Origin of the sequence: Streptomyces ossamyceticus (genome assembly GCF_001418475.1) — a bacterium.
Classification (GTDB): domain Bacteria; phylum Actinomycetota; class Actinomycetes; order Streptomycetales; family Streptomycetaceae; genus Streptomyces; species Streptomyces ossamyceticus.
Genome location: NZ_LIQX01000159.1, coordinates 34,291 through 54,216, shown reverse-complemented (window position 1 = coordinate 54,216; position 19,926 = coordinate 34,291). Strand labels below are relative to the sequence as shown.

General features: G+C 72.6%; 17 protein-coding genes. 9 read left to right on the top strand and 8 right to left on the bottom strand.

Features of this window, described 5'->3' with window-relative positions; translation table 11 throughout:
* Window positions 1–1,046, bottom strand: a 1,046-nt coding sequence (locus AOK15_RS13595) for a 5-dehydro-4-deoxyglucarate dehydratase (RefSeq protein ID WP_079058467.1), incomplete at its 3' end; no start/stop codon positions are given.
* 72 nt (window positions 1,047–1,118) lie between these two features.
* Here AOK15_RS13595 and AOK15_RS13590 point away from each other — a divergent pair.
* The 5 genes from AOK15_RS13590 (at window position 1,119) to AOK15_RS13570 (ending at window position 6,377) form a co-directional block, all read left to right on the top strand.
* Window positions 1,119–1,910, top strand: coding sequence for an IclR family transcriptional regulator (locus AOK15_RS13590; protein WP_055516291.1), 792 nt, complete (start codon window positions 1,119–1,121; stop codon window positions 1,908–1,910).
* Between the two features lie 147 nt (window positions 1,911–2,057).
* Window positions 2,058–4,205: a PhoH family protein gene (locus AOK15_RS13585; RefSeq protein WP_055516289.1), complete on the top strand. Its 2,148-nt coding sequence runs from the start codon at window positions 2,058–2,060 to the stop codon at window positions 4,203–4,205.
* Between the two features lie 14 nt (window positions 4,206–4,219).
* Entirely contained in the window at window positions 4,220–4,717 is a 498-nt protein-coding gene (ybeY, locus tag AOK15_RS13580) for an rRNA maturation RNase YbeY (RefSeq protein WP_055516287.1), read from the top strand.
* A complete protein-coding gene (locus AOK15_RS13575) occupies window positions 4,714–6,021 on the top strand; it encodes a hemolysin family protein (protein WP_055516285.1) in 1,308 nt (435 codons plus the stop codon). The genes ybeY and AOK15_RS13575 overlap by 4 nt, the downstream gene beginning before the upstream one ends.
* Window positions 6,018–6,377, top strand: coding sequence for an MmcQ/YjbR family DNA-binding protein (locus tag AOK15_RS13570; protein ID WP_055516283.1), 360 nt, complete (start codon window positions 6,018–6,020; stop codon window positions 6,375–6,377). The genes AOK15_RS13575 and AOK15_RS13570 overlap by 4 nt, the downstream gene beginning before the upstream one ends.
* Here the strand turns inward: AOK15_RS13570 and AOK15_RS13565 are convergent.
* Window positions 6,339–7,778 (bottom strand): MFS transporter, encoded by a 1,440-nt coding sequence (locus AOK15_RS13565; RefSeq protein WP_055516281.1) that lies wholly within the window; start codon window positions 7,776–7,778, stop codon window positions 6,339–6,341. The genes AOK15_RS13570 and AOK15_RS13565 overlap by 39 nt on opposite strands.
* Before the next feature lie 192 nt (window positions 7,779–7,970).
* On the opposite strand from AOK15_RS13565, the gene AOK15_RS13560 reads away from it, so the two are divergent.
* The 3 genes from AOK15_RS13560 to AOK15_RS13550 all read left to right on the top strand — a co-directional run bounded on the left by AOK15_RS13560 (window position 7,971) and on the right by AOK15_RS13550 (window position 10,060).
* The gene (locus AOK15_RS13560) at window positions 7,971–8,792 is read left to right on the top strand and encodes a helix-turn-helix transcriptional regulator (protein ID WP_055516301.1); all 822 of its coding nucleotides are present in this window, start codon (window positions 7,971–7,973) and stop codon (window positions 8,790–8,792) included.
* 38 nt (window positions 8,793–8,830) lie between these two features.
* Entirely contained in the window at window positions 8,831–9,184 is a 354-nt protein-coding gene (locus AOK15_RS13555; protein WP_055516279.1) for a cytidine/deoxycytidylate deaminase family protein, read from the top strand.
* A 399-nt stretch (window positions 9,185–9,583) separates the two neighbouring features.
* Window positions 9,584–10,060, top strand: coding sequence for a hypothetical protein (locus AOK15_RS13550; protein WP_055516276.1), 477 nt, complete (start codon window positions 9,584–9,586; stop codon window positions 10,058–10,060).
* Between the two features lie 78 nt (window positions 10,061–10,138).
* On the opposite strand, the gene AOK15_RS13545 is transcribed toward AOK15_RS13550, so the two are convergent.
* Window positions 10,139–10,477: a P-II family nitrogen regulator gene (locus tag AOK15_RS13545; RefSeq protein ID WP_055516274.1), complete on the bottom strand. Its 339-nt coding sequence runs from the start codon at window positions 10,475–10,477 to the stop codon at window positions 10,139–10,141.
* Window positions 10,478–10,480: 3 nt separating this feature from the next.
* Entirely contained in the window at window positions 10,481–11,839 is a 1,359-nt protein-coding gene (locus AOK15_RS13540) for an ammonium transporter (RefSeq protein ID WP_055516272.1), read from the bottom strand.
* A 160-nt stretch (window positions 11,840–11,999) separates the two neighbouring features.
* Between AOK15_RS13540 and era the strand changes: the two genes are divergently transcribed.
* Window positions 12,000–12,962: a GTPase Era gene (gene era / locus AOK15_RS13535; RefSeq protein WP_107099400.1), complete on the top strand. Its 963-nt coding sequence runs from the start codon at window positions 12,000–12,002 to the stop codon at window positions 12,960–12,962.
* Window positions 12,963–12,974: 12 nt separating this feature from the next.
* On the opposite strand, the gene AOK15_RS13530 is transcribed toward era, so the two are convergent.
* From AOK15_RS13530 to AOK15_RS13515, 4 genes are all read right to left on the bottom strand, one after another.
* Entirely contained in the window at window positions 12,975–13,451 is a 477-nt protein-coding gene (locus AOK15_RS13530; RefSeq protein ID WP_055516270.1) for a DUF4913 domain-containing protein, read from the bottom strand.
* A gap of 4 nt (window positions 13,452–13,455) precedes the next feature.
* Window positions 13,456–17,436, bottom strand: coding sequence for a S1 family peptidase (locus AOK15_RS13525; protein WP_055516268.1), 3,981 nt, complete (start codon window positions 17,434–17,436; stop codon window positions 13,456–13,458).
* 24 nt (window positions 17,437–17,460) lie between these two features.
* Entirely contained in the window at window positions 17,461–17,769 is a 309-nt protein-coding gene (locus tag AOK15_RS13520) for a trypco2 family protein (protein WP_055516266.1), read from the bottom strand.
* A 169-nt stretch (window positions 17,770–17,938) separates the two neighbouring features.
* On the bottom strand, window positions 17,939–19,876 hold the full coding sequence (locus AOK15_RS13515) for a protein-arginine deiminase domain-containing protein (RefSeq protein WP_205632120.1): 1,938 nt from the start codon (window positions 19,874–19,876) through the stop codon (window positions 17,939–17,941).
* Between the last annotated feature and the right edge of the window lie 50 nt (window positions 19,877–19,926).

Sequence of the window (19,926 nt, the reverse complement as noted above, 5' to 3'; positions counted from 1 at the left end):
CCCGCCGCCCCCACCGACGCGGTGCCGCCGGGCACCGCGTCGGTGGGGGCGGCGGGTGTCGTGGCGGCGAGGTCCGCGGCGAGGGCGAGGCCGGTGGCCAGCAGCCGTTCCAGGTCGGCGAGGTCGGCGGCCGAGGGGTCGGTGAGCGGGGCGCGGACCGGGCCGACGCGGCGGCCGCGCAGCCGGGCCGCCGCCTTCACCAGCGACACCGCGTACCCGGGCCGCCGGTCCCGCAGCTCGACGAGGGGGACGTAGAACGCACGCAGCAGCCTCTCCACCGCGGGGTCGTCGCCGCGCCGCAACGCGCCGAAGAACGCCCCGGCGATCTCGGGCGCGAAGGCGTGGACGGCGGAGGAGTACGCCGGGACACCGACCGTGGCGTACGCGCGGGCCTGGACCTCGGCGGTCGCGGCGCCGTTGAAGAAGAGGAAGCCCTCGGGGGCGGAGAGGGTGAGGCGCTGGAGCCGGTCGAGGTCACTGTGCCCGTCCTTCAGGCCGACGACGTTCGGGATGTCGGCGATCCGGCGGAGCGAGTCGGCGGTGAACGAGACCTGGTCGCGCTGGTAGACGATGAGCGGCAGCCGGGTCCGGGCGGCTATCTCCTCCACCTGGCCGACCAGCCCGTCCTGCGGGGCGGCGACCTGGTAGTGCGGCAGCACCAGCAGCGCGTCGGCGCCGGCCTCCTCGGCGATCCGCGCGAACCGTACGGCCTGCGCCCACCCGTAGCCCGTCCCGGCCACCACCGGCACCCGCCCGGCCGTCACCTCCACGGCGGTGGTCACGACCTGCCGGTACTCGTCCTCGTCCAGGGAGAAGAACTCGCCCGTGCCGCACGCGGGGAAGACCGCGCCGGGGCCGGTGGCGACCTGCCCGTCGAGGTACACGACGAAGCCGTCGAGGTCCAGGGAGCCGTCGGCGCGGAAGCTGGTGAGCGGGAACGACAGGACGCCGCTCGCCATGCCGTCGCGCAGCCGCCGGACCGTGGCCGTGGAGAGGTCGGAGTCGAGGCCCACCTGAAGCCATCTCCCTATGTAGACGTCCTCCATGTATGAGGATGGAGGTTAGGTACATGAATGACGGGCGTCAATGGGCAGGGCCCGGCCGCTTACGATCGGCGCATGGCGGAGACAGAGGGCGCGGGGGGCGTCCGTGAGGTGAAATCGGCCGCGCGCACCCTCGACCTGCTGGAGCTGCTGGCCGCGCGCGGCGACCGGCCGGCCCGGCTCCAGGAACTGGCGGACGCGCTGGGGGTCCCGCGCAGCTCGATGTACGCGCTGCTCCAGACGCTGATCGGCCGGGGCTGGGTCCGGACGGACACCACCGGCTCCCTCTACGGCATCGGCATCCGTGCCCTGCTCACCGGCACCGGCTACCTCGACTCCGACCCGCGCGTCCGCGCCGTACGGCCGTACCTCGACGAGGCGTCCGAGGCGCTCGGCGAGACCATCCACCTGGCCCGCCTCGACGGCATGGACGTGGCCTATCTGGCCACCCGCGAGTCCCACGAGTACCTGCGCACGATCAGCCGTGTCGGGCGCCGCCTCCCCGCCCACGCCGGCGCCCTCGGCAAGGCCCTCCTCGCCGAACGCCCCGACGAGGAGCTGCCCGAGGGCCCGTACGAGGCGCTCACCCCCCGCACCCGCACCACCCGCGCGTCCCTCGTCGCCGACCTCGCCGCCACCCGCGCCCGCGGCCACTCCGTCGACCGGGAGGAGGGCGTCCCCGGCATCGTCGGCTTCGGCTTCGCCCTGCGCTACGACACCCCGGCCCGCGACGCCATCAGCTGCTCGGTGCCGACCACCCGCCTGACCCCGGCCCACGAGGACCGCATCGTGCGGGTGATGACGGAGACCAGGGCCAGGATCGAGGCCGCGACGGGGAGCACGGCGGGCGCCCCGCTCTGGCGCTGAGCCACCGCCCCCCCCGGAGCTCATCCGCACCATCGAAAACTCCTACGGTGTTGTCGGTGCCCCGGCGTACCCTTGAATCGCAAGCGCAGCCCCCGCACAGGGCCTGCGAGCCGTTACAAGGAGGACGTGCGGCCCCAGAGCCGGCCCATGACTCAGACACCCACAGCTCACACCCCCGCGCAGGGCAAGGCGAGAGCGCAGTTCACCGTCCCCGCGGCGCACCCCATGGTGACCGTGCTGGGTTCCGGCGACTCCCTCCTGCGCGTGATCGAGAAGGCATTCCCGGCGGTCGACATCCACGTCCGGGGCAATGAGATCAGCGCGGTCGGCGACGCCCCGGAAGTCGCTCTCGTCCAGCGCCTGTTCGACGAGATGATGCTGGTGCTCCGCACCGGACAGCCGATGACGGAGGACGCAGTGGAACGCTCGATCGCCATGCTGAGAGCGAGTGAGAACGGCAAGAGCGACGGCCAGGAGACCCCGGCCGAGGTGCTCACGCAGAACATCCTCTCCTCGCGCGGGCGCACCATCCGCCCCAAGACGCTCAACCAGAAGCGGTACGTCGACGCCATCGACAAGCACACCATCGTCTTCGGCATCGGCCCCGCCGGCACCGGCAAGACCTACCTGGCCATGGCCAAGGCCGTGCAGGCCCTGCAGTCCAAGCAGGTCAACCGCATCATCCTGACCCGCCCCGCCGTCGAGGCCGGCGAGCGGCTCGGCTTCCTGCCGGGCACCCTCTACGAGAAGATCGACCCCTACCTGCGCCCGCTGTACGACGCGCTGCACGACATGCTCGACCCCGACTCGATCCCGCGGCTCATGGCCGCCGGAACCATCGAGGTCGCGCCCCTGGCATACATGCGCGGCCGAGCGCAACCCGTCTTCACCAACGTCCTCACGCCGGACGGTTGGCGGCCCATCGGCGATCTCCAGGTAGGGGACCTGGTCATCGGCTCGAACGGCGAACCGACGCCAGTCCTCGGTGTCTACCCCCAGGGCGAGAAGGACGTCTATCGCGTCATGGCCCAGGACGGCTCCTGGACCCTGTGCTGCGGCGAGCACCTGTGGACGGTGCGCACGGCGTCCGGCAGGCGGCGTGACAAGCCATGGCGGGTTCTGGAGACCCAGGACATGATCGGCAATCTGCGGGCCGCCCACGCCCGCCGGTATGAGCTTCCCATGCTCACGGCGCCGGTCTGCTTCCCGGAGCGTGCGGTCCCGATGGATCCGTACGCCTTGGGGCTGCTGCTGGGCGACGGATGTCTCACCGGGTCCACCACGCCGTCGTTCGCGACGGAGGACCCGGAGCTGGCCGCAGCACTGGGATCCGCGTTGCCCGGTGTCACCGTGCGGCACAGGGGCGGGCCCGACTATGTTCTCAACAGGACCAAGTCACCCGGTGACGTCATCACTCTGGAGAATCCGGTCACTCGGGTCCTGCGCGAACTGGACCTGCTGCGCACCCGTTCGCACACCAAGTTCGTTCCGGACGACTACCTGCACAACTCCGCCGACGTTCGATTGGCGATTCTGCAAGGCCTGCTCGACTCCGACGGCGGTCCCGTGGCCCAGCGGAATCGCACCTGCCGGGTCCAGTTCTCGACTACGTCCCTCCTGCTTCGCGACGATGTGATCTCGCTCGTGCAGTCGCTGGGCGGCGTCGCGTATGCCCGGCGCAGGCCGGCCGAAGGGCGTGCCCCTGGTCTTGCCAGGGGGCGAGAGGTCGCCTATCGACACGACGCGCACGTCATCGACATCCGCCTCCCCGAGGGTATCGAGCCCTTCCGTCTCACGCGGAAGCGCGACAAGTACCACGCGGCCGGAGGTGGCGGACGGCCGATGCGATTCATCGACAGCATCGAGCCTGCGGGCAGGGAGGAGACCGTCTGCATCCAGGTGGCAGCCGAGGACTCCCTGTACGTCACCCAGGACTACCTGCTGACGCACAACACGCTCAACGACGCCTTCATCATCCTCGACGAGGCCCAGAACACCTCGCCCGAGCAGATGAAGATGTTCCTCACCCGCCTCGGCTTCGACTCGAAGATCGTGATCACGGGTGACGTGACGCAGGTCGACCTGCCGGACGGCACGAAGTCCGGTCTGCGCCAGGTCCAGGACATCCTGGACGGCGTCGACGACGTGCACTTCTCCCGGCTGTCGTCGCAGGATGTCGTCCGGCACAAGCTCGTCGGCCGTATCGTCGACGCGTACGAGCAGTACGACAGCCAGCACGGCACCCAGAACGGCTCCCACAAGAGCCGCGGCAGGGCCGGGCACAAGGGGAAGTAGACAAGCACAGCGCCATGTCGATCGACGTCAACAACGAGTCCGGAACCGAGGTCGACGAGCAGGCGATCCTCGACATCGCCCGCTACGCACTCGCGCGGATGCGCATCCACCCGCTCTCCGAACTGTCGGTGATCGTCGTGGACGCCGACGCCATGGAGCAGCTGCACATCCAGTGGATGGACCTGCCCGGCCCGACGGATGTCATGTCCTTTCCCATGGACGAGCTGCGTCCGCCGTCGAAGGACGACGACGAGCCGCCGCAGGGCCTCCTCGGGGACATCGTGCTGTGCCCCGAGGTCGCCGAGAAGCAGGGCAAGGAAGCGGCCACGCAGCACTCCATGGACGAGGAGCTCCAGCTCCTGACCGTCCACGGAGTGCTGCACCTCCTCGGTTACGACCACGAGGAGCCCGACGAGAAGGCCGAGATGTTCGGTCTCCAGGCGGCCATCGTGGACGGCTGGCGCGCGGAGAAGGGCCTCACCGGCCCGTCCCCGGCCCCGACCGTGTCATGAGCGCATCCCTCGTCAGCGGTGCCGTCGCCCTGGTCGTCGTCGCCTGGCTCGCCGCCTGCGCGGAGGCGGGCCTCGCACGGGTCTCCAGCTTCCGGGCCGAGGAGGCCGTACGGTCCGGGCGGCGCGGCAGCGCCAAGCTCGCCCAGGTCACGGCCGACCCGACCCGCTATCTGAACGTCGCGCTCCTGGTGCGCGTGGCCTGCGAGATGGCCGCCGCGGCCCTCGTCACCTATGCGTGCCTGAAGGAGTTCGACGCGACCTGGCAGGCGCTGGCCGTCGCCATCGGCGTCATGGTCCTCGTCTCCTATGTCGCCGTCGGCGTCTCCCCGCGCACCATCGGCCGCCAGCACCCCCTGAACACGGCCACGGCGGCGGCGTACGTGCTGCTGCCGCTGGCCCGGATCATGGGCCCCGTCCCGGCCCTGCTGATCCTCATCGGCAACGCGCTCACCCCCGGCAAGGGCTTCCGCCGCGGCCCCTTCGCCTCCGAGGCGGAGCTGCGCGCCCTGGTCGACCTCGCCGAGCAGGAGTCGCTGATCGAGGCCGAGGAGCGCCGCATGGTGCACTCGGTGTTCGAACTCGGCGACACCCTCGTCCGTGAGGTGATGGTCCCGCGCACCGACCTCGTCGTCATCGAGCGGTACAAGACGATCCGTCAGGCGCTCACCCTCGCCCTGCGGTCCGGCTTCTCCCGCATCCCCGTCACCGGGGAGAGCGAGGACGACATCGTCGGCGTGGTCTACCTCAAGGACATGGCTCGCAGGACGCACATCAACCGCGACGCCGAGAACGAACTGGTCTCCACGGCCATGCGCCCCGCCGTCTTCGTCCCCGACACCAAGAACGCCGGCGACCTGCTCCGCGAGATGCAGCAGGAGCGCAACCACGTCGCCGTCGTCATCGACGAGTACGGCGGCACCGCCGGCATCGTCACCATCGAGGACATCCTGGAGGAGATCGTCGGCGAGATCACCGACGAGTACGACCGGGAGCTGCCCCCGGTGGAGGAGCTCGGCGACGACCGCCACCGGGTCACCGCCCGCCTCGACATCACCGACCTCGGCGAGCTGTACGGGCTCGACGCCTACGACGACGAGGACGTGGAGACCGTCGGCGGTCTTCTCGCCAAGGCGCTGGGGCGGGTGCCCATTGCCGGTGCCTCCTCGGTCGTGGAACTGCCCGACGGGCGGGAACTGCGGCTCACCGCGGAGGCCGCGGCCGGCCGCCGGAACAAGATCGTCACGGTGCTGGTGGAGCCGATCGGCCCGGTCGGGCCGGCGGAGGAGGAGGCGAAGGCGGAGTGAGCCCCGACGACCTGCGCGCCTTCTGCCTGTCCTTCGAGGAGGCCGTCGAGGACTTCCCGTTCCGGCCGGAGATCTCCGTCTTCAAGGTCCTCGGCAAGATGTTCGCGCTGAGCTGGACGGAGCAGCGGCCCCTGAAGGTCAACCTCAAGTGCGACCCCGAGGACGCGGTCCGGCTGCGCGGTGAACACCCCGGCCTGATCGCCCCCGGCTACCACATGAACAAGCGTCACTGGAACACGGTGACGGTCGACGGCGATCTCCCGGACGCCGTTGTCCGGGAGCTCATCGAGGACTCCTACGACCTGGTCGTGGCCGGGCTACCGCGAGCCGAGCGGCTGCGCCTCGACCGTCCCTGACGCGCCGCGCCGCGCGCGCAGGCCCACTGCGACCAGAACCGCCGCCGCCAGGACGATCGCCGTGTCCAGGGAGAGGACCAGGTGGACCCCGGCGAGCAGATCGCCCGAGGTGGTGGCGAGGACGCCGAGGAGCGGGATGCCGACGGTGATGCCGACCTGCTGGGTGGAGGTGACCAGGCCGGTGGCGAGGCCCTGTTCGTGGTCGGGGACACCGGAGGTCACGGTCAGGCCGTAGGAGATGATCGCGCCCAGGTGGCACATGCTCGCCAGGGAGACCGCGGTCACCGCGAGCCACACCGACCAGCCGGCCTCGCCGACCCCCAGCAGGACGGCGGTCAGCAGGCCCTGGCCGGCGAGGGAGACGACCAGGGTGCGGCGGGCGCCGAGGCGGCCGATGACCCGGGGGGCGTACGTGCCGGCCACCGCCGACAGCACCCCCTGGGTGCCGAAGACCAGGCCCGTCTCGAACGCCGACAGCCGCAGGGTCTCCTGGAGGTAGAGCGTCAGGACGAAGACCACCGTCGACATCATCGAGAAGGTGGCGAGACCGCCCAGGTTGCCCCACGCCACCGTCCGGCGCCGCAGCATCGGCAGGGACACCAGCGGTTCCTCCGCACGGGACTCGATCCGGACGAAGGCCACCAGCAGGGCGAGGCCCACGACGAGGGTGCCGATCACGTCGGCACCGCCGAAGCCGCGCTCCGCCGCCGTGGACAGGGCGTAGATGACGGCCAGCAGACCACCGGTGACCGTGATCGCGCCGGGCACGTCCAGCCGCGGGCGCTCCGGGGTGCGGGACTCGGGCAGCAGACCGGGGGCCAGCGGCAGCACCAGCAGCGCGAAGACGGCGAGCAGACCCATCGTGGAGCGCCAGCCGAGCACGTCGGTCATCACCCCGCCGGCCACCATCCCGAAGGTGAAGCCCAGCGACAGCACGGTGCCCGAGACACCGAGGGCGCGGTCACGGGCCGGCCCCTCCGGGAACGTGGTCGTCAGCAGCGACATGCCCGTCGGCACGATCGCCGCCGCGCCGAGGCCCTGGAGCGCGCGGCCCGCCAGGAACGACGCAGGGTCCCAGGCGAACGTAGCCAGCACCGAGGCCGCGCCGAACACGGCCAGCCCGGCGAGGAACAGCCGACGGCGGCCGTACAGGTCGCCGACCCGGCCGAAGAGGAGCAGGAAACCGCCGGAGGGCAGCGCGAACGCCGTCACCGCCCACTGGAGCGCCGACGGACTCATGCCGAGGTCCGGGCCGAGGAGGGGAAGCGCCACGTTCAGGACGGAGAAGTCGAGCGCGACCATGAACTGGGCGGCGCACAGCACGAACAGGACGAGACGGTCGCGTGGGGACAGGGCGGTGCGTCCGCCGGCGGCGGGCGGGGACTTGGTGTCGATTGCCATGGGAAGACAGTGCGGCGGCCGGAATAGCCGTGGGGAGCGGGCAGTTGTCCTGGTGGTGGCACCACCAGCCGGCGCTCGGCGGCAGGGCGGGTGTCGGCATGGAGTCGAACCGGGGGAGTAGGAGACGTGGCAGTGGTCGCGGGGACCGCGGCGGGCAGGACGCACCGCCGCACCGAACTGCGTGAGTTCCTGATGAGCAGGCGGGCCCGGGTCTCCCCGGCCGACGCCGGGCTGCCCGACGGCGGGGCCCGGCGCCGCACGCCCGGTCTGCGCCGTGAGGAGGTCGCCGTCCTCGCGGGCGTGGGCGCCTCCTGGTACCAATGGCTGGAGCAGGGGCGGGACATCTCCGTCTCCCCGCAGGTCCTGGACGCCGTCGCCCGGGTGCTGCGGCTCAGCGGCGCCGAACGGCGGCACCTGTACCTCCTCGCCGGGCTCAACCCGCCCGTCCCCGAGGCGGAGCTCGAGCGGAGGGACATGTGCGACGGGCTGCGGCGCATGCTGGACGCGTGGATGCCGTACCCGGCGCACATCATGGACCGGTACTACAACAGCGTCCTCCACAACGACGCGGCCGCCCTCGTCCTCGGGATGCGGCCCGGTGTCACCCAGAACTGCCTCCTGGACTTCTTCACCGACCCGATGTACCGCTCCCGGTCCCGGAGTTGGGAGGCGAACGCCTGCTCGGTCGTCGCCCAGTTCCGGGCGGCGTGCTCGGCGACGCCCGACGACGAGGGGCTGCGCGAGCTGCTGGCCCGGCTCATGGCGGCGAGCCCCGAGTTCACGGATCTGTGGGAGCGGCGGGACATCGAGGACGCCGGGCAGATCCGCAAGGAGTTGGACCATCCGGTGCTCGGGCTGCTCTGCCTGGAGTCCAGTGTGATGAAGATGCCGGCCCGCCCGGATCTGACCATCGTGCTCCACACCCCGCTGGACGAGGCGGACACCGCGGCCAAGCTGGAGCGGCTGGTCTCGCCGGAGGGCAGGCGCGGGGTCCTGTACCCGGTGGCGGGGTGAGCGCGGGTGCCGGCCGCGCGGCTACGTATGCTCGGCTCATGACCGACAGCAGCACGCTCGACCCCGAGGACCGCAAGATCGTCACCCTGGCCCGTTCCGCGCGGGCCCGCAACGGCGTGCCCGAGGGCGCGGCCGTACGCGACGAGACGGGCCGGACGTACGTCGCCGGAACCGTCGCACTGGACTCCCTGCGGCTCAGCGCGCTGCGCACCGCGGTCGCGATGGCGGTGGCCTCCGGCGCGAAGTCCCTGGAGGCGGCGGCCGTGGTGAGCGACTCCGAGGCCGTCTCCGAGGAGGACCGCGCGGCCGTGCGCGACCTCGGCGGCGCGGGGACCCCGGTACTGCTAGCGGGTCCGGACGGCACGGTGCGGGCGACGGTGACGGCGGGCTGAGCCCCGCCGGGGCCGTCCCCACCCTAGTGTTACGGCCGGTAACAGTCGTCCGGGTCGGTGCGAGTTCCACGCGCGGGCGAGTGGACACCCGGTTCCGGCCGCCGACATCCCGCGCGGGACGGGACCAAACGCCCGCGCGTTCGCCCCTCCCGCAGTGGTTGAGTATGCAACCGACGTAAGCCTTCGGCCACTTTGGTCGACCCTGAGTGCGACTGGCACAGCTTCTCTTGCAATCTCAGGCGCCGCGCGTCTCAATGGAGCCGTTCCTATGGCGGACCGTCAGATTCCGCCGCGCGGCCGCGCGTTGTTCCGCCCCCACATGGCAATGCCCGTACCGGGCCGCACGGGGCTGTCCCCAAGCCCCGTGCAACTCCCGTGCAAGGGAAGGGAAATCGCTCGATGAGACGCATACGACTCGGAGTCGGCGCGGCGTTCGCCGCGGGGACGCTCGCCGTCACCGGCCTCGCTCTCGCACCCAGCGCCGCGGCCGTCACCCCGCAGTCCGCGACGATCAACGCCACCTGTGCGATCGGCGGCTCCGGCGCGGCCACGCTCACGGCCACCCAGGACGGCACGTCCGCCACCGTGACCCTCTCCTCCTCGGAGATCACCGCACCGATCGCCTTCGCCGAGGACTCCATCCAGTCCACGCTCACCTTCGTGAAGGCGGGCGGCGGCACCACCTCCTTCACCGGCACCGAGAACCCGGCGCTGGCCGCCGGCGACGGCATGGTCGTCGGCCCGCTCACCGGCACCGTCGCCCCCGGCGACAGCCTGGAGGCGTACGGCGGCTCCCTGCAGATGGTCGTCTTCGGCTTCCCCGTGAACTGCACGGCGAGCGGACCGCAGTCGCCCGGCCCGTTCGTGTTCGACTGATCGCGAACGTGAACGGCTGAGGGGTGGTGCCGCCCGTCCGGCGGCACCACCCCTCACCCTCGCTCCCGGCCCCGCGCGTCAGAGCGCGTCCGGGCCCCGCTCGCCCGTGCGGACCCGCACCACCGTCTCCACGGGCAGCGCCCACACCTTGCCGTCGCCGATCTTGCCGGTCTGCGCGGCCTTCACGATCGCCTCGATCACGGCCTCGGAGTCCGCGTCGTCGACGACGACCTCGATCCGCACCTTGGGGACCAGGTCGACCTGGTACTCGGCGCCGCGGTAGACCTCGGTGTGGCCGCGCTGGCGCCCGTAGCCGCTGGCCTCGCTGACGGTCAGACCGGTCACGCCCATCTCCTGGAGGGCGGTCTTGACCTCGTCGAGGCGGTACGGCTTGACGATCGCGGTGATGAGCTTCATGCCTTAAGCCTTGGCCTTCTGCGTGGAGGAAGTGGAGGACGGAACGGACGCGCCGACCGGGGCGCCGTGGCCCAGGACGCCGTGATCGTATGCCGTCTCGGCGTGGACCGTAAGGTCGAGGCCGGTGTGCTCGTGCTCCTCGTCCGCGCGGAAGCCCAGCAGCCGGTCGATCACCTTGCCGACGCCGTACGTCACGAGGAACGCGTACGCCCCGACGGCGACCACGGCCACCAGCTGCCTGCCCAACTGGCCGAGCCCGCCGCCGTGCAGCAGACCCTGCGGGCCGCCGGTCATCGACTCGACGGCGAAGACACCGATGAGCACCGTACCGATGACCCCGCCGACCAGGTGGACGCCGACGACGTCGAGGGAGTCGTCGTAGTTCAGCCGGAACTTCCAGCTCACCGCGTAACTGCAGACGACACCGGCGGCGAGGCCGACGACCAGCGCGCCGAGCAGCGACACCGAGCCGCAGGACGGGGTGATCGCGACGAGACCCGCGACGGCGCCGGAGGCCGCGCCCAGCGTCGTCGGATGGCCGTCGCGCCGCTGCTCCACGAACAGCCAGCCCAGCAGGCCGGTGCAGCCGGCGGCGAGGGTGTTGAGGAACACGGCGGCCGCGAGACCGTTCGCACCGAGGGCGGAGCCGGCGTTGAAGCCGAACCAGCCGAACCACAGCAGACCCGCGCCCAGCACGACCATGGGCAGGTTGTGCGGGCGCATGGCGTCCTTCTTGAACCCCAGGCGGGGGCCGAGGACCAGGCACAGCGCGAGGCCCGAGGCACCGGAGGTGATCTCCACCGGCAGACCGCCCGCGAAGTCCAGGGCTCCCAGGTCGCTCACGATCCAGCCGCCCGGCCCCCACACCCAGTGGGTGACCGGAACGTATACGAGCAGCGCCCACACCGGTACGAAGACCAGCCACGCCCCGAACTTCGCCCGGTCCGCGACGGCGCCGCTGATGAGGGCGGCCGTGATGATCGCGAAGGTCAGCTGGAAGGTGGCGAACAGCAGGGTGGGCACGGTGCCCTGGACGCTGTCCGGCCCGAGACCGGCCATGCCGAGGTGGTCGAGGTTCCCGACGAGGCCGCCGAAGGCGTCGTCGCCGAACGCGAGCGTGTACCCGGCCGCCAGCCACACCACGGTGACCAGGGCGATCGACACGAAGCTCATCATCAGCATGTTGAGGACGCTCTTCGTCCTGACCATGCCGCCGTAGAAGAGGGCCAGGCCCGGGGTCATCAGCAGTACGAGGGCGGTGGCGGCGAGCAGCCAGGCGGTGTCGCCGGTGTCGATGCCTTTCGCGGCCAGGGGCCCGGCGACGGGCGCGGCGAGGGGCGCGGCCAGGGTCACGGTCGTCACGGCCTTTCTCCAGCGGGTACGGGTGCGGGGCTCGTCAGAGGTTCACCGGCATGCGTTTCCGGTTGCGTACAGGTGTGTTTCCGTGACGTTTCGTTGCGTGAGGGTTTCGGAAAGCTCACCGGACACGTCCGGTACGGGGCGGCTCCGGGGATCAGGGACAATGGGCGCCATGAGCGTTCGTACCCAGTCATCCGAGCAGCCGGCCGAGGCCGCCCACCGCGCCGGTTTCGCCTGCTTCGTGGGCCGCCCCAACGCGGGCAAGTCCACCCTCACGAACGCTCTGGTCGGCCAGAAGGTGGCGATCACGGCGAACCAGCCGCAGACCACGCGGCACACGGTCCGCGGCATCGTGCACCGCCCGGACGCCCAGCTGATCCTGGTCGACACCCCGGGCCTCCACAAGCCGCGCACGCTGCTGGGGGAGCGCCTCAACGACGTCGTCCGCACCACATGGGCCGAGGTCGACGTGATCGGCTTCTGCCTCCCGGCGAACGAGAAGCTCGGCCCCGGTGACCGGTTCATCGCCAAGGAACTGGCGTCCATCAAGAAGACGCCGAAGATCGCGATCGTCACCAAGACCGACCTCGTGGAGGGCCAGCGGCTCGCCGAGCAGCTCATCGCCATCGACCAGCTCGGCAAGGAGCTGGGCTTCGAGTGGGCCGAGATCGTCCCGGTGTCGGCCGTCGCCGACCAGCAGGTGGACCTGCTCGCCGACCTGATCGTCCCCCTCCTGCCGGAGGGCCCCGCCCTCTACCCCGAGGGCGACCTCACCGACGAGCCCGAGCAGGTCATGATCGCCGAGCTCATCCGGGAGGCCGCGCTGGAGGGCGTCCGCGACGAGCTGCCGCACTCCATCGCCGTCGTCGTCGAGGAGATGCTGCCCCGTGAGGGCCGCCCCGCCGACAAGCCCCTCCTCGACATCCACGCCTTCGTCTACATCGAGCGCCCCAGCCAGAAGGGCATCATCATCGGCCCCAAGGGCAAGCGCCTGAAGGACGTCGGCATCAAGTCCCGCAAGCAGATCGAGGCACTGCTCGGCACCCCGGTCTTCCTGGACCTCCATGTGAAGGTCGCCAAGGACTGGCAGCGGGACCCCAAGCAGCTGCGCCGCCTCGGCTTCTGAGCCACCCGACCCTCAGTCGAGGGCGAACGGGTTCCTCGACGTCGGCAGACGCTGGTCGTCGAACAGCCCGGCCGGCGGCGTCTCGACAGGGAGCGGCTCCTGCGGGCTGTGCCCGTCCACGCACCGCCCGAAGGGGCCGGCGACGGGGTCGAGCAGGGCCCGCACCGTCGGGTCGAGGTGGTGGACCCACCAGTTGGACATGCCGGGTCCGGCGTCCCAGCGCAGCGCCTCCCAGGCCCGCCACAGTGAGTCCAGCCGGGACAGCGCCTCGGCGTGCCGGTACCACTCGGGACACCACACCCGTCCGGAGCCCGGGGCCGGGCGGGAGACGAAGTGGACGAAGCGGTCCGTGACGAACTCGCCGACGTTGCCGTAGAACAGCTCCGCCGGCCGGGCGGCGCTCTCCTCGTCCCGCCGGATGTCCTCGACGGACTCCTCCCGGAACTCCTCCCGCCCGGTCCGCCCGGTGTCGTCCGACGGTGATGTCATCGCGTCACACTCCTCTTCGCATCTGCACGTCGACGGCCTCCGCATGGTGGCCGACCCGCTCCAGGGCCTTCGCCAGCCCGTCGACGATCCACCTGAGCGCGTTCTCCTTGCTCGGGTCCCCCGCCACCACGTCCCGGTAGAGGCGCAGGGCCCGCCGGGCCGGCCGCAGCGCCCGGGCGGCCCGCCGTACGTCGTGCCGCCCGCACAGGCTCAGCGTCTCGCCCAGCCCGTGCAGCAGCCACGCGGCGTCCTCCGGCGGCTGACCTGGGCGCGCGAGCAGCGCCGCGCACGCCTCCTCCGCTGCCAGCGCGGTCCGCCAGGCCGCCGCGTCCTCGCCCGCCCGCGCCCGGCTGTTGGCCAGCCGCAGCAGGGCGAAACAGAAGGGCCACTCCTGGCCGTCCAGGTCCGCGGCGAGCAACCCGCGTCGCAGCCGCACCTCGTGCTCCGCGACCCGCGCGGCCTCGGGGAAGACGCACGCCTTCAGCAGGGCCCGGCACAACGCCGCGCACGTCGCGGCCAGTTGCTCCTTCTGGGCCGGGTCGGCGGCCGCCAGCTCCCCCCGCAGCCAGTACGCCTCGCGCAGCGCGGTCACCGCCCGGTCGGCCAGTGCCCAGGACGTCCCGTAGCTGGAGCCGAGGTCGTGCAGACACTCGGCCAGCCCCCGGCGCGCGCCCTCGTCGACCCGGGCCAGCCGCCGGTAGTGCGGCAGCGCCTGGCGCAGCACGATCCGTACGGCGATCTGCCGGTCATGGCGCCAGTACAGGTCCGACAGGTCGTGGAGCGCGTTGGCGTAGCCCTCGGTGTACAGGCTCGGGGCGTACTCGCTCAGCCGCCGCCGGACGGCGAGCCCCTCGTTCAGCGCGTCGAGCGCGTCGGCCGGGCGGCCCAGGACGTCGTAGGAACGGGCCAGCCCCAGAGCCGTGCCGGACCGCGAGTTCAGGTCGCTGGCGCTGAGCGGTTCGGCGCGCGCGTAGACCTCCAGGGCCTCCCGCGCCCGCTCGGCCGCCTCCTCGTGGGCGCCGGCGCGGGAGAGGAACGTGGCGAGGGTGCCGAGCGACTGGGCGAGGGCCGGCATCGTCGTCCCGTACGGTTCCCGCGCCATCGCCCGGCGGTGCTCGATCGCCTCGTCGACACGGGCCCGCGCGGCGGTGTCGTCGCCCGCCAGGTGGTGTTCCCAGGCCAGGTTGTGCAGCATCTGCGTCAGGGTGGGCCGGTGGACGGCGGGAAGCTCCTCGGCCAGGGGGCGCATCAGAGCGATGGCCTCCCGCAGCAGCGCCATGCACTCGGTGTGCGGGCGTCCGGCGGAGTCCAGGTCGACGGCGAGGCTCATCAGGGCGCGCGCGAGGTCGGCGGTGTACGCGTCGGGGTTCTCACCGGCCAGCCGCCGGGACGCCTCGACCGCCTCCTCGCTCAGCGACACCGCCTCCGGATGCCGCTGGAAGCGCCACAGGTTCGCGCCCCGCTCCGTGAGCGCCCGGGTGAGCAGCAGCGGATCGAGATCGGGCCGCCGCGTCACCAGGTCCCGGGCCCGGCGGACGGCCTCGGCGCTGTGGTCGTCGGACCGGGCGACCTGGTCGAAGCCGAGCGCGCTCGGGTCGAGCCGCCAGACCACCTGGGACTGGTGGATGAGGGCCCGCACGAGTCCGCTGCCGCGTCGCTCGACCTCCTCACCGCCCTCCTCGCCGCCCGCTTCGTCCGCCTCCTCCGCGAGCGCGCGGAACAGGTCCAGCGCCCGGTCGCCGACGTCGTACGCCCGCGCGGGGCTCCCCGTCATCCGCAGGGCCTGGGAGAGCATCAGCAGCGAGTCGGCCCACTCCGTGCGGTGGGTCGCCGTCCCGTCGGCCGCGAGCCGCTCCCGCAGCTCCGCCGCCGCGGCGGCCGCCTCCCGGGCCTGAGCCCAGTCGCCGACCGCCGACTGTCGTTCCGCCAGGTTGTGCAGCGCCCACGCCCGGTCTCGCAGGGCCCGCGGGTCGTCCCCCGCGGCCCCGCACAGCCCGCTCAGCGCGCGGGCGACGTCGAGGGCGTACTCCCGCAGCACATGGGACTGTTCGGGCAGCGTGTCGGAGTGCGCGCGCAGCACGGCCGCGGTCAGCGGCGCGTCGGCGGGCACCGAGCGCAGCGTCGCCCGCAGCCGGTCGATGACGGTGTACGCCTCCTCCGCGCGGCCCGCGTTGGCGTGGGCGACGGCCGCGCGGGCCAGCACGGTGAGGGTCTGCACCCGCTGGTGGTCCGGCGCCCGGTCGAACAGCAGCCCGAGCAGCCGGGGGTCGAGGAGGATCTGCTCGCAGGCGTGGGTCTCCGCCAGCCGGTCGGGCTCCAACTGGCCCCAGTAGCGGTCGTCGGCCGACGGGTACAGGTCGCGCAGCCAGGCGGCGACCTCGGCGATCAGCAGCGGCGACTCGGCGGGCAGCAGCCGCGCCACGGTCGTGTGCGCCTCCGCCTCGCCGAGCGCGGGGCACAGGACGGCCGCCGCCACCGCCCGCGCGAGCAGCCCGTCGCCGAGCCGGCCGAGACCCCGGCGGTCGGCACTCTCGTGCCAGTACTTCGTCTCGTGCTCCAGCAGCTCCGCCTCCAGGCTCTCCCCGTCCTGCGAGGGGAGCCGGACCCGGCGCAGCAGCGCCGCGAGGGCCGCCATCTGCACGGTCAGCGCCGTCTCGGCGCCCGGGGCGGCGGTGGCGCGGCGGGCCGGGAGGGTCTCGGCGAGCCCGGCCCAGTCGACGTCCGGGTCGCCGGTGGCCTCGGCCAGCCGGCGGGACAGGTCACGGGCCGCCGTACGGAAGGCGTGTTCACGGTCGGGTGCGGCGGGGCTGAGGGCGTGCAGCCGGATCTCGCGCAGACCGCGGGCGGCCCGGGTCTGCCAGGTGCCCAGGGAGCGGGCGAGCAGCAGCAGCCGCACCGGGTGCCGGGCCTGCTCGGTGCGCTGCCGCAGCTGCCTGACCAGCTCGGGCCGGGTCTCGGCGTAGTCGACGACCAGCAGCAGCGGATGCCGGACACCGCGCAGCACGTCGAGGTCGGGCGGGTCGTGGACCACCTGCCCCGCCACCCAGCCCAGGTCCCGCATACGGGCCGTCAGCCGCCGGGCCAGCCGGGTCTTGCCCTGGCCGCCGGGGGCGGTGATCACACGGACGGCGGGGAAACCGCCCGAGTCCGTCAGACACCACCGCTCCAGCTGTTCGAGGGTGTCCTCCCTGCCGTGGAACGACACGACCTCGGCGTCGGCCCGCAGCAGCATGCTGGGGGAGCCGATCTCCCGTTTGGGCGGCGCCTGTTCCAACAGCCGGGCCAGCTCGGCGGGTTCGGCCTGCGGGTCGACGGAGGCCGCCTGCCTCACCACCGCCCGGAACCCGTCGCAGGCCAGCAGGTCCTCGCTGCGCGTGTACGTCAGCCGGGTGCCCTGGCCGGGCCGGCGGTCGTACTGCACCACCCCGAGCAGCAGGGCCCCGCCGTCCGCGAAGACGGCCGCGCCCGACATCCCGGACCACGACGTGGTGCGCGCGGCGGTCGAACCGTCGAGCCCCGACAGGTCCGCCCGGAGGGGCCCGGCGTCGTCGAGGATCTCGTGGGGCGGGCCGGCGTGCGGCCGTACCCGGCCGATCAGCACCTCCCGGTCCCGGCGGCCGGCCGCGGTCCGCTGCTGGCGGGGGAAGCCCAGGGCGGCGACCGGGATCTCCGTGCCGACGGTGACGCACCGGCCCCAGCGCTGCGGGCGGCGACCGAAGGCCCCGCGCAGCGTGCTCGGCGGCGACCAGCGCCCGTCGTCGGCGGGGATCTCCAGCAGCGCGGCGTCCACGGTCTCCCCGTCGTCCCGCCGCCACCGCACCACCACCGGGAACCGTTCCGTCCCGCCGGGCAGGGACACCGTGATCGCGCCGTCCGCCTCCGGGGGCACCAGATGCGCGGCGGTCAGCACCAGCCGGGGCGCGACGAGATAGCCGCTGCCGAAGCCCGCGCCACCGCGGACCTGGACGACCTGCGTCTCCTCCACCGTTCGGCCCCCGCGCGCCCCGGTCTACTCGACGTCGCCCACGGCGACGTCACCGCCGTCGTGCCGCTCCGGCTTCAGCGTCAGCGTGACCCGCTGCACCGACCGCGTCGCGCGCTCCGCGCGGGCGTCGGCCTCCACCACACCGAACCGCAGCGCCCCGCCGCCGTTGCGGGTCCGCACCAGCTCGACCTCGAACTCCGCGGTGATCTCCCCCACCACGAACCGCAGCGGGGACCCCTGCCCGCGCCGCTGCGCCTCCGCGAGCTGCGTCCGCAGCACCTCGACGGCATCGGCCAGGTCCAGCCAGTCCTCGTCGCGACCACCGCTCGCCATGACCCGCCCTCCGTCACCCCGTCACCGTGCGCGCCCATCCTAGTGACCTCGCATCAGGAGCCCCCAGCGGCAACCCACTTCACCTTCCCCCAGGTTCCGGGACACGGACGTGCCGTCGCCCCCGGCGACCGGGGGCGACGGCACGTTCAGGCCGGGTGCGCGGGGTCCGCTATCGCGTCCACCAGGCGGCCGACGCGTCGCGCAGGGTGTTCGTACCGCAGTGGATCTCGCCCATGCCCATGTGGTACGTCTCCCAGTCGTCGATGTACGACACCTTCATGCCGGCGGCGGTGTACGCGGCCGTCACCGCCTCGGTGAAGATGTCCTTGCCGCCGATGACGGGGCCCCACTGGCGCGGCGCCAGGTAGTGGGTCCGGCTGAGGACGATGCCGTTGACGGCGCCGGGGACGTACGCGCTGGTCATGACCGACGGGGCGGGCGCGGCGGGGCTGCCGACGGCGCCGTTCGCGGACGGGGCGGCGCTGCCCGGCACGGCCCGGTCGAGCTGCCGCTGCTGGCCGTGGTCACGGGCCACGTCGGGGAGTTCGGCGCCCGCGCCGAGGCGGCTCAGCCGGGGCAGGCGGAGCTTCTCGTCGCCCGACTCGCCCCGCTGCTCCCGGCCCTGGGTGAACAGAGCCGGCACGCGCACGACCTCGGCGTCCGTGACGCCCGTCTCGCGCTTGAGGATCGCGAGGTTGGCCTCGATGCGGCGCGTGGCGAGGTTGTTGTCGGAGACCAGCGTCTTGGAGGCGAGGGCCTCGTTGATCGTCTCGGTCGGGCCGACCGGCAGCGAGAACATCCGCTTCGAGCCGTGCCCGGCGGCCTTGGCGTCCCGCAGCAGTTTCAGGCCCGCCTCGGGGTCGGCGACGGCGAGCTTCCAGCCGCGCGGGGTGTCGGCGGGCAGGAACTGCACGAACTCGTCGACGTGGCCCACGTGCAGCCAGGAGGTGTCCAGGAACAGCGGGTCCTGAAGGCCCTGCGACTTCAGGAACGTCCGCATCACCTTGGCCGGCTTGGAGCCGCTGTCGGGGCGGTGCCCCATGATGATCCGGCCCGCCGGGAAGGAACGGTCGCCGTGGGCGTAGGGCGGGATCGTCTCCACGTTGCCCATGGAGTTGAGCGTCCACTCCTCGGAGGGGCGGGCGCCGGTCACCTGGACGGCGCCGACGTTCGGGCCGCGCAGCTTCTCGAACAGCTCCCGGCCCGCCTCGCGGTCCATCTGCGCCGAGCGCAGCAGCACCCGCATGACGTGCCGCCGCCCGTCCGCGCCGGTCATGCTGACGTAGCCGGGCTCCACGAAGTCCTGCGCCCAGATGTCCTGGTACTTGGTGAAGTTGATCGTCGGCTTGGTGATGCCGGCGGCCCGCGCGGCCTTGTCCAGGCCCTCGCGGAAGTCGCGGTTGAGCTTCGCGTAGTCGTCCGTGCCGGGGATCTTGGTGACCAGCATCTGCTGTGCGTTCTGCAGGTGGTGGTGGGTGAGGACCGGCGCCACCCGCAGGGTCACCGTGTCGGAGGACGTGCCCGCGGAGGACTTCACGGTCAGCCGGATCCGGGCGGTGCCGTCCCACTTGGCGGTGTCCCGGATGACGTCCCGCGCCTCGACGCCGAACTCCACGCCCGCCCGCAGCTCGGCACGCGTCAGCCGGGTCTTCGACGTGACCGGCACCCACGTGTCGGCCCGCTTCAGGAAGACGCGGGCCTTGTCGGCGCCGGCGGTCACCTTCACCGTGCCCTGCGCGCCGGCCGGCAGGCTCCTCATCGGCACGGAGCGGATCCGCGCCAGGTCGGCGGCGTCGGCCGAGCCGTTCACCTTGGTGTCGGAGGCGTCGTTGCAGGCGGCCAGCTTGGCGTCGGACAGCGGCTTGCCGCCCGACCCCTTGGTGGGGCAGCGCTTGGTGTCGTCGTCGATGTTGGGCAGCATCAGCGCGCCGCGGCCGACCGTCCAGCCGTTCTCACCGGCGTTGTCCGTCGTGCCGGTGACGTCGACCTGGCCGTCCCGGTTCGCGTCGACCCGCAGATCGGTCGGCGGCGCCCCGTCCGCGAAGGCGACGGGCGCCGCGAGCGACGGCAGGGCGAGCAGGGTGCCGGAGACGGCGAGCACGGCCATCGCACGGCGTGCGGGGCGGGTGAGGGCGGATCTCGGTGAACGCGTGGGCA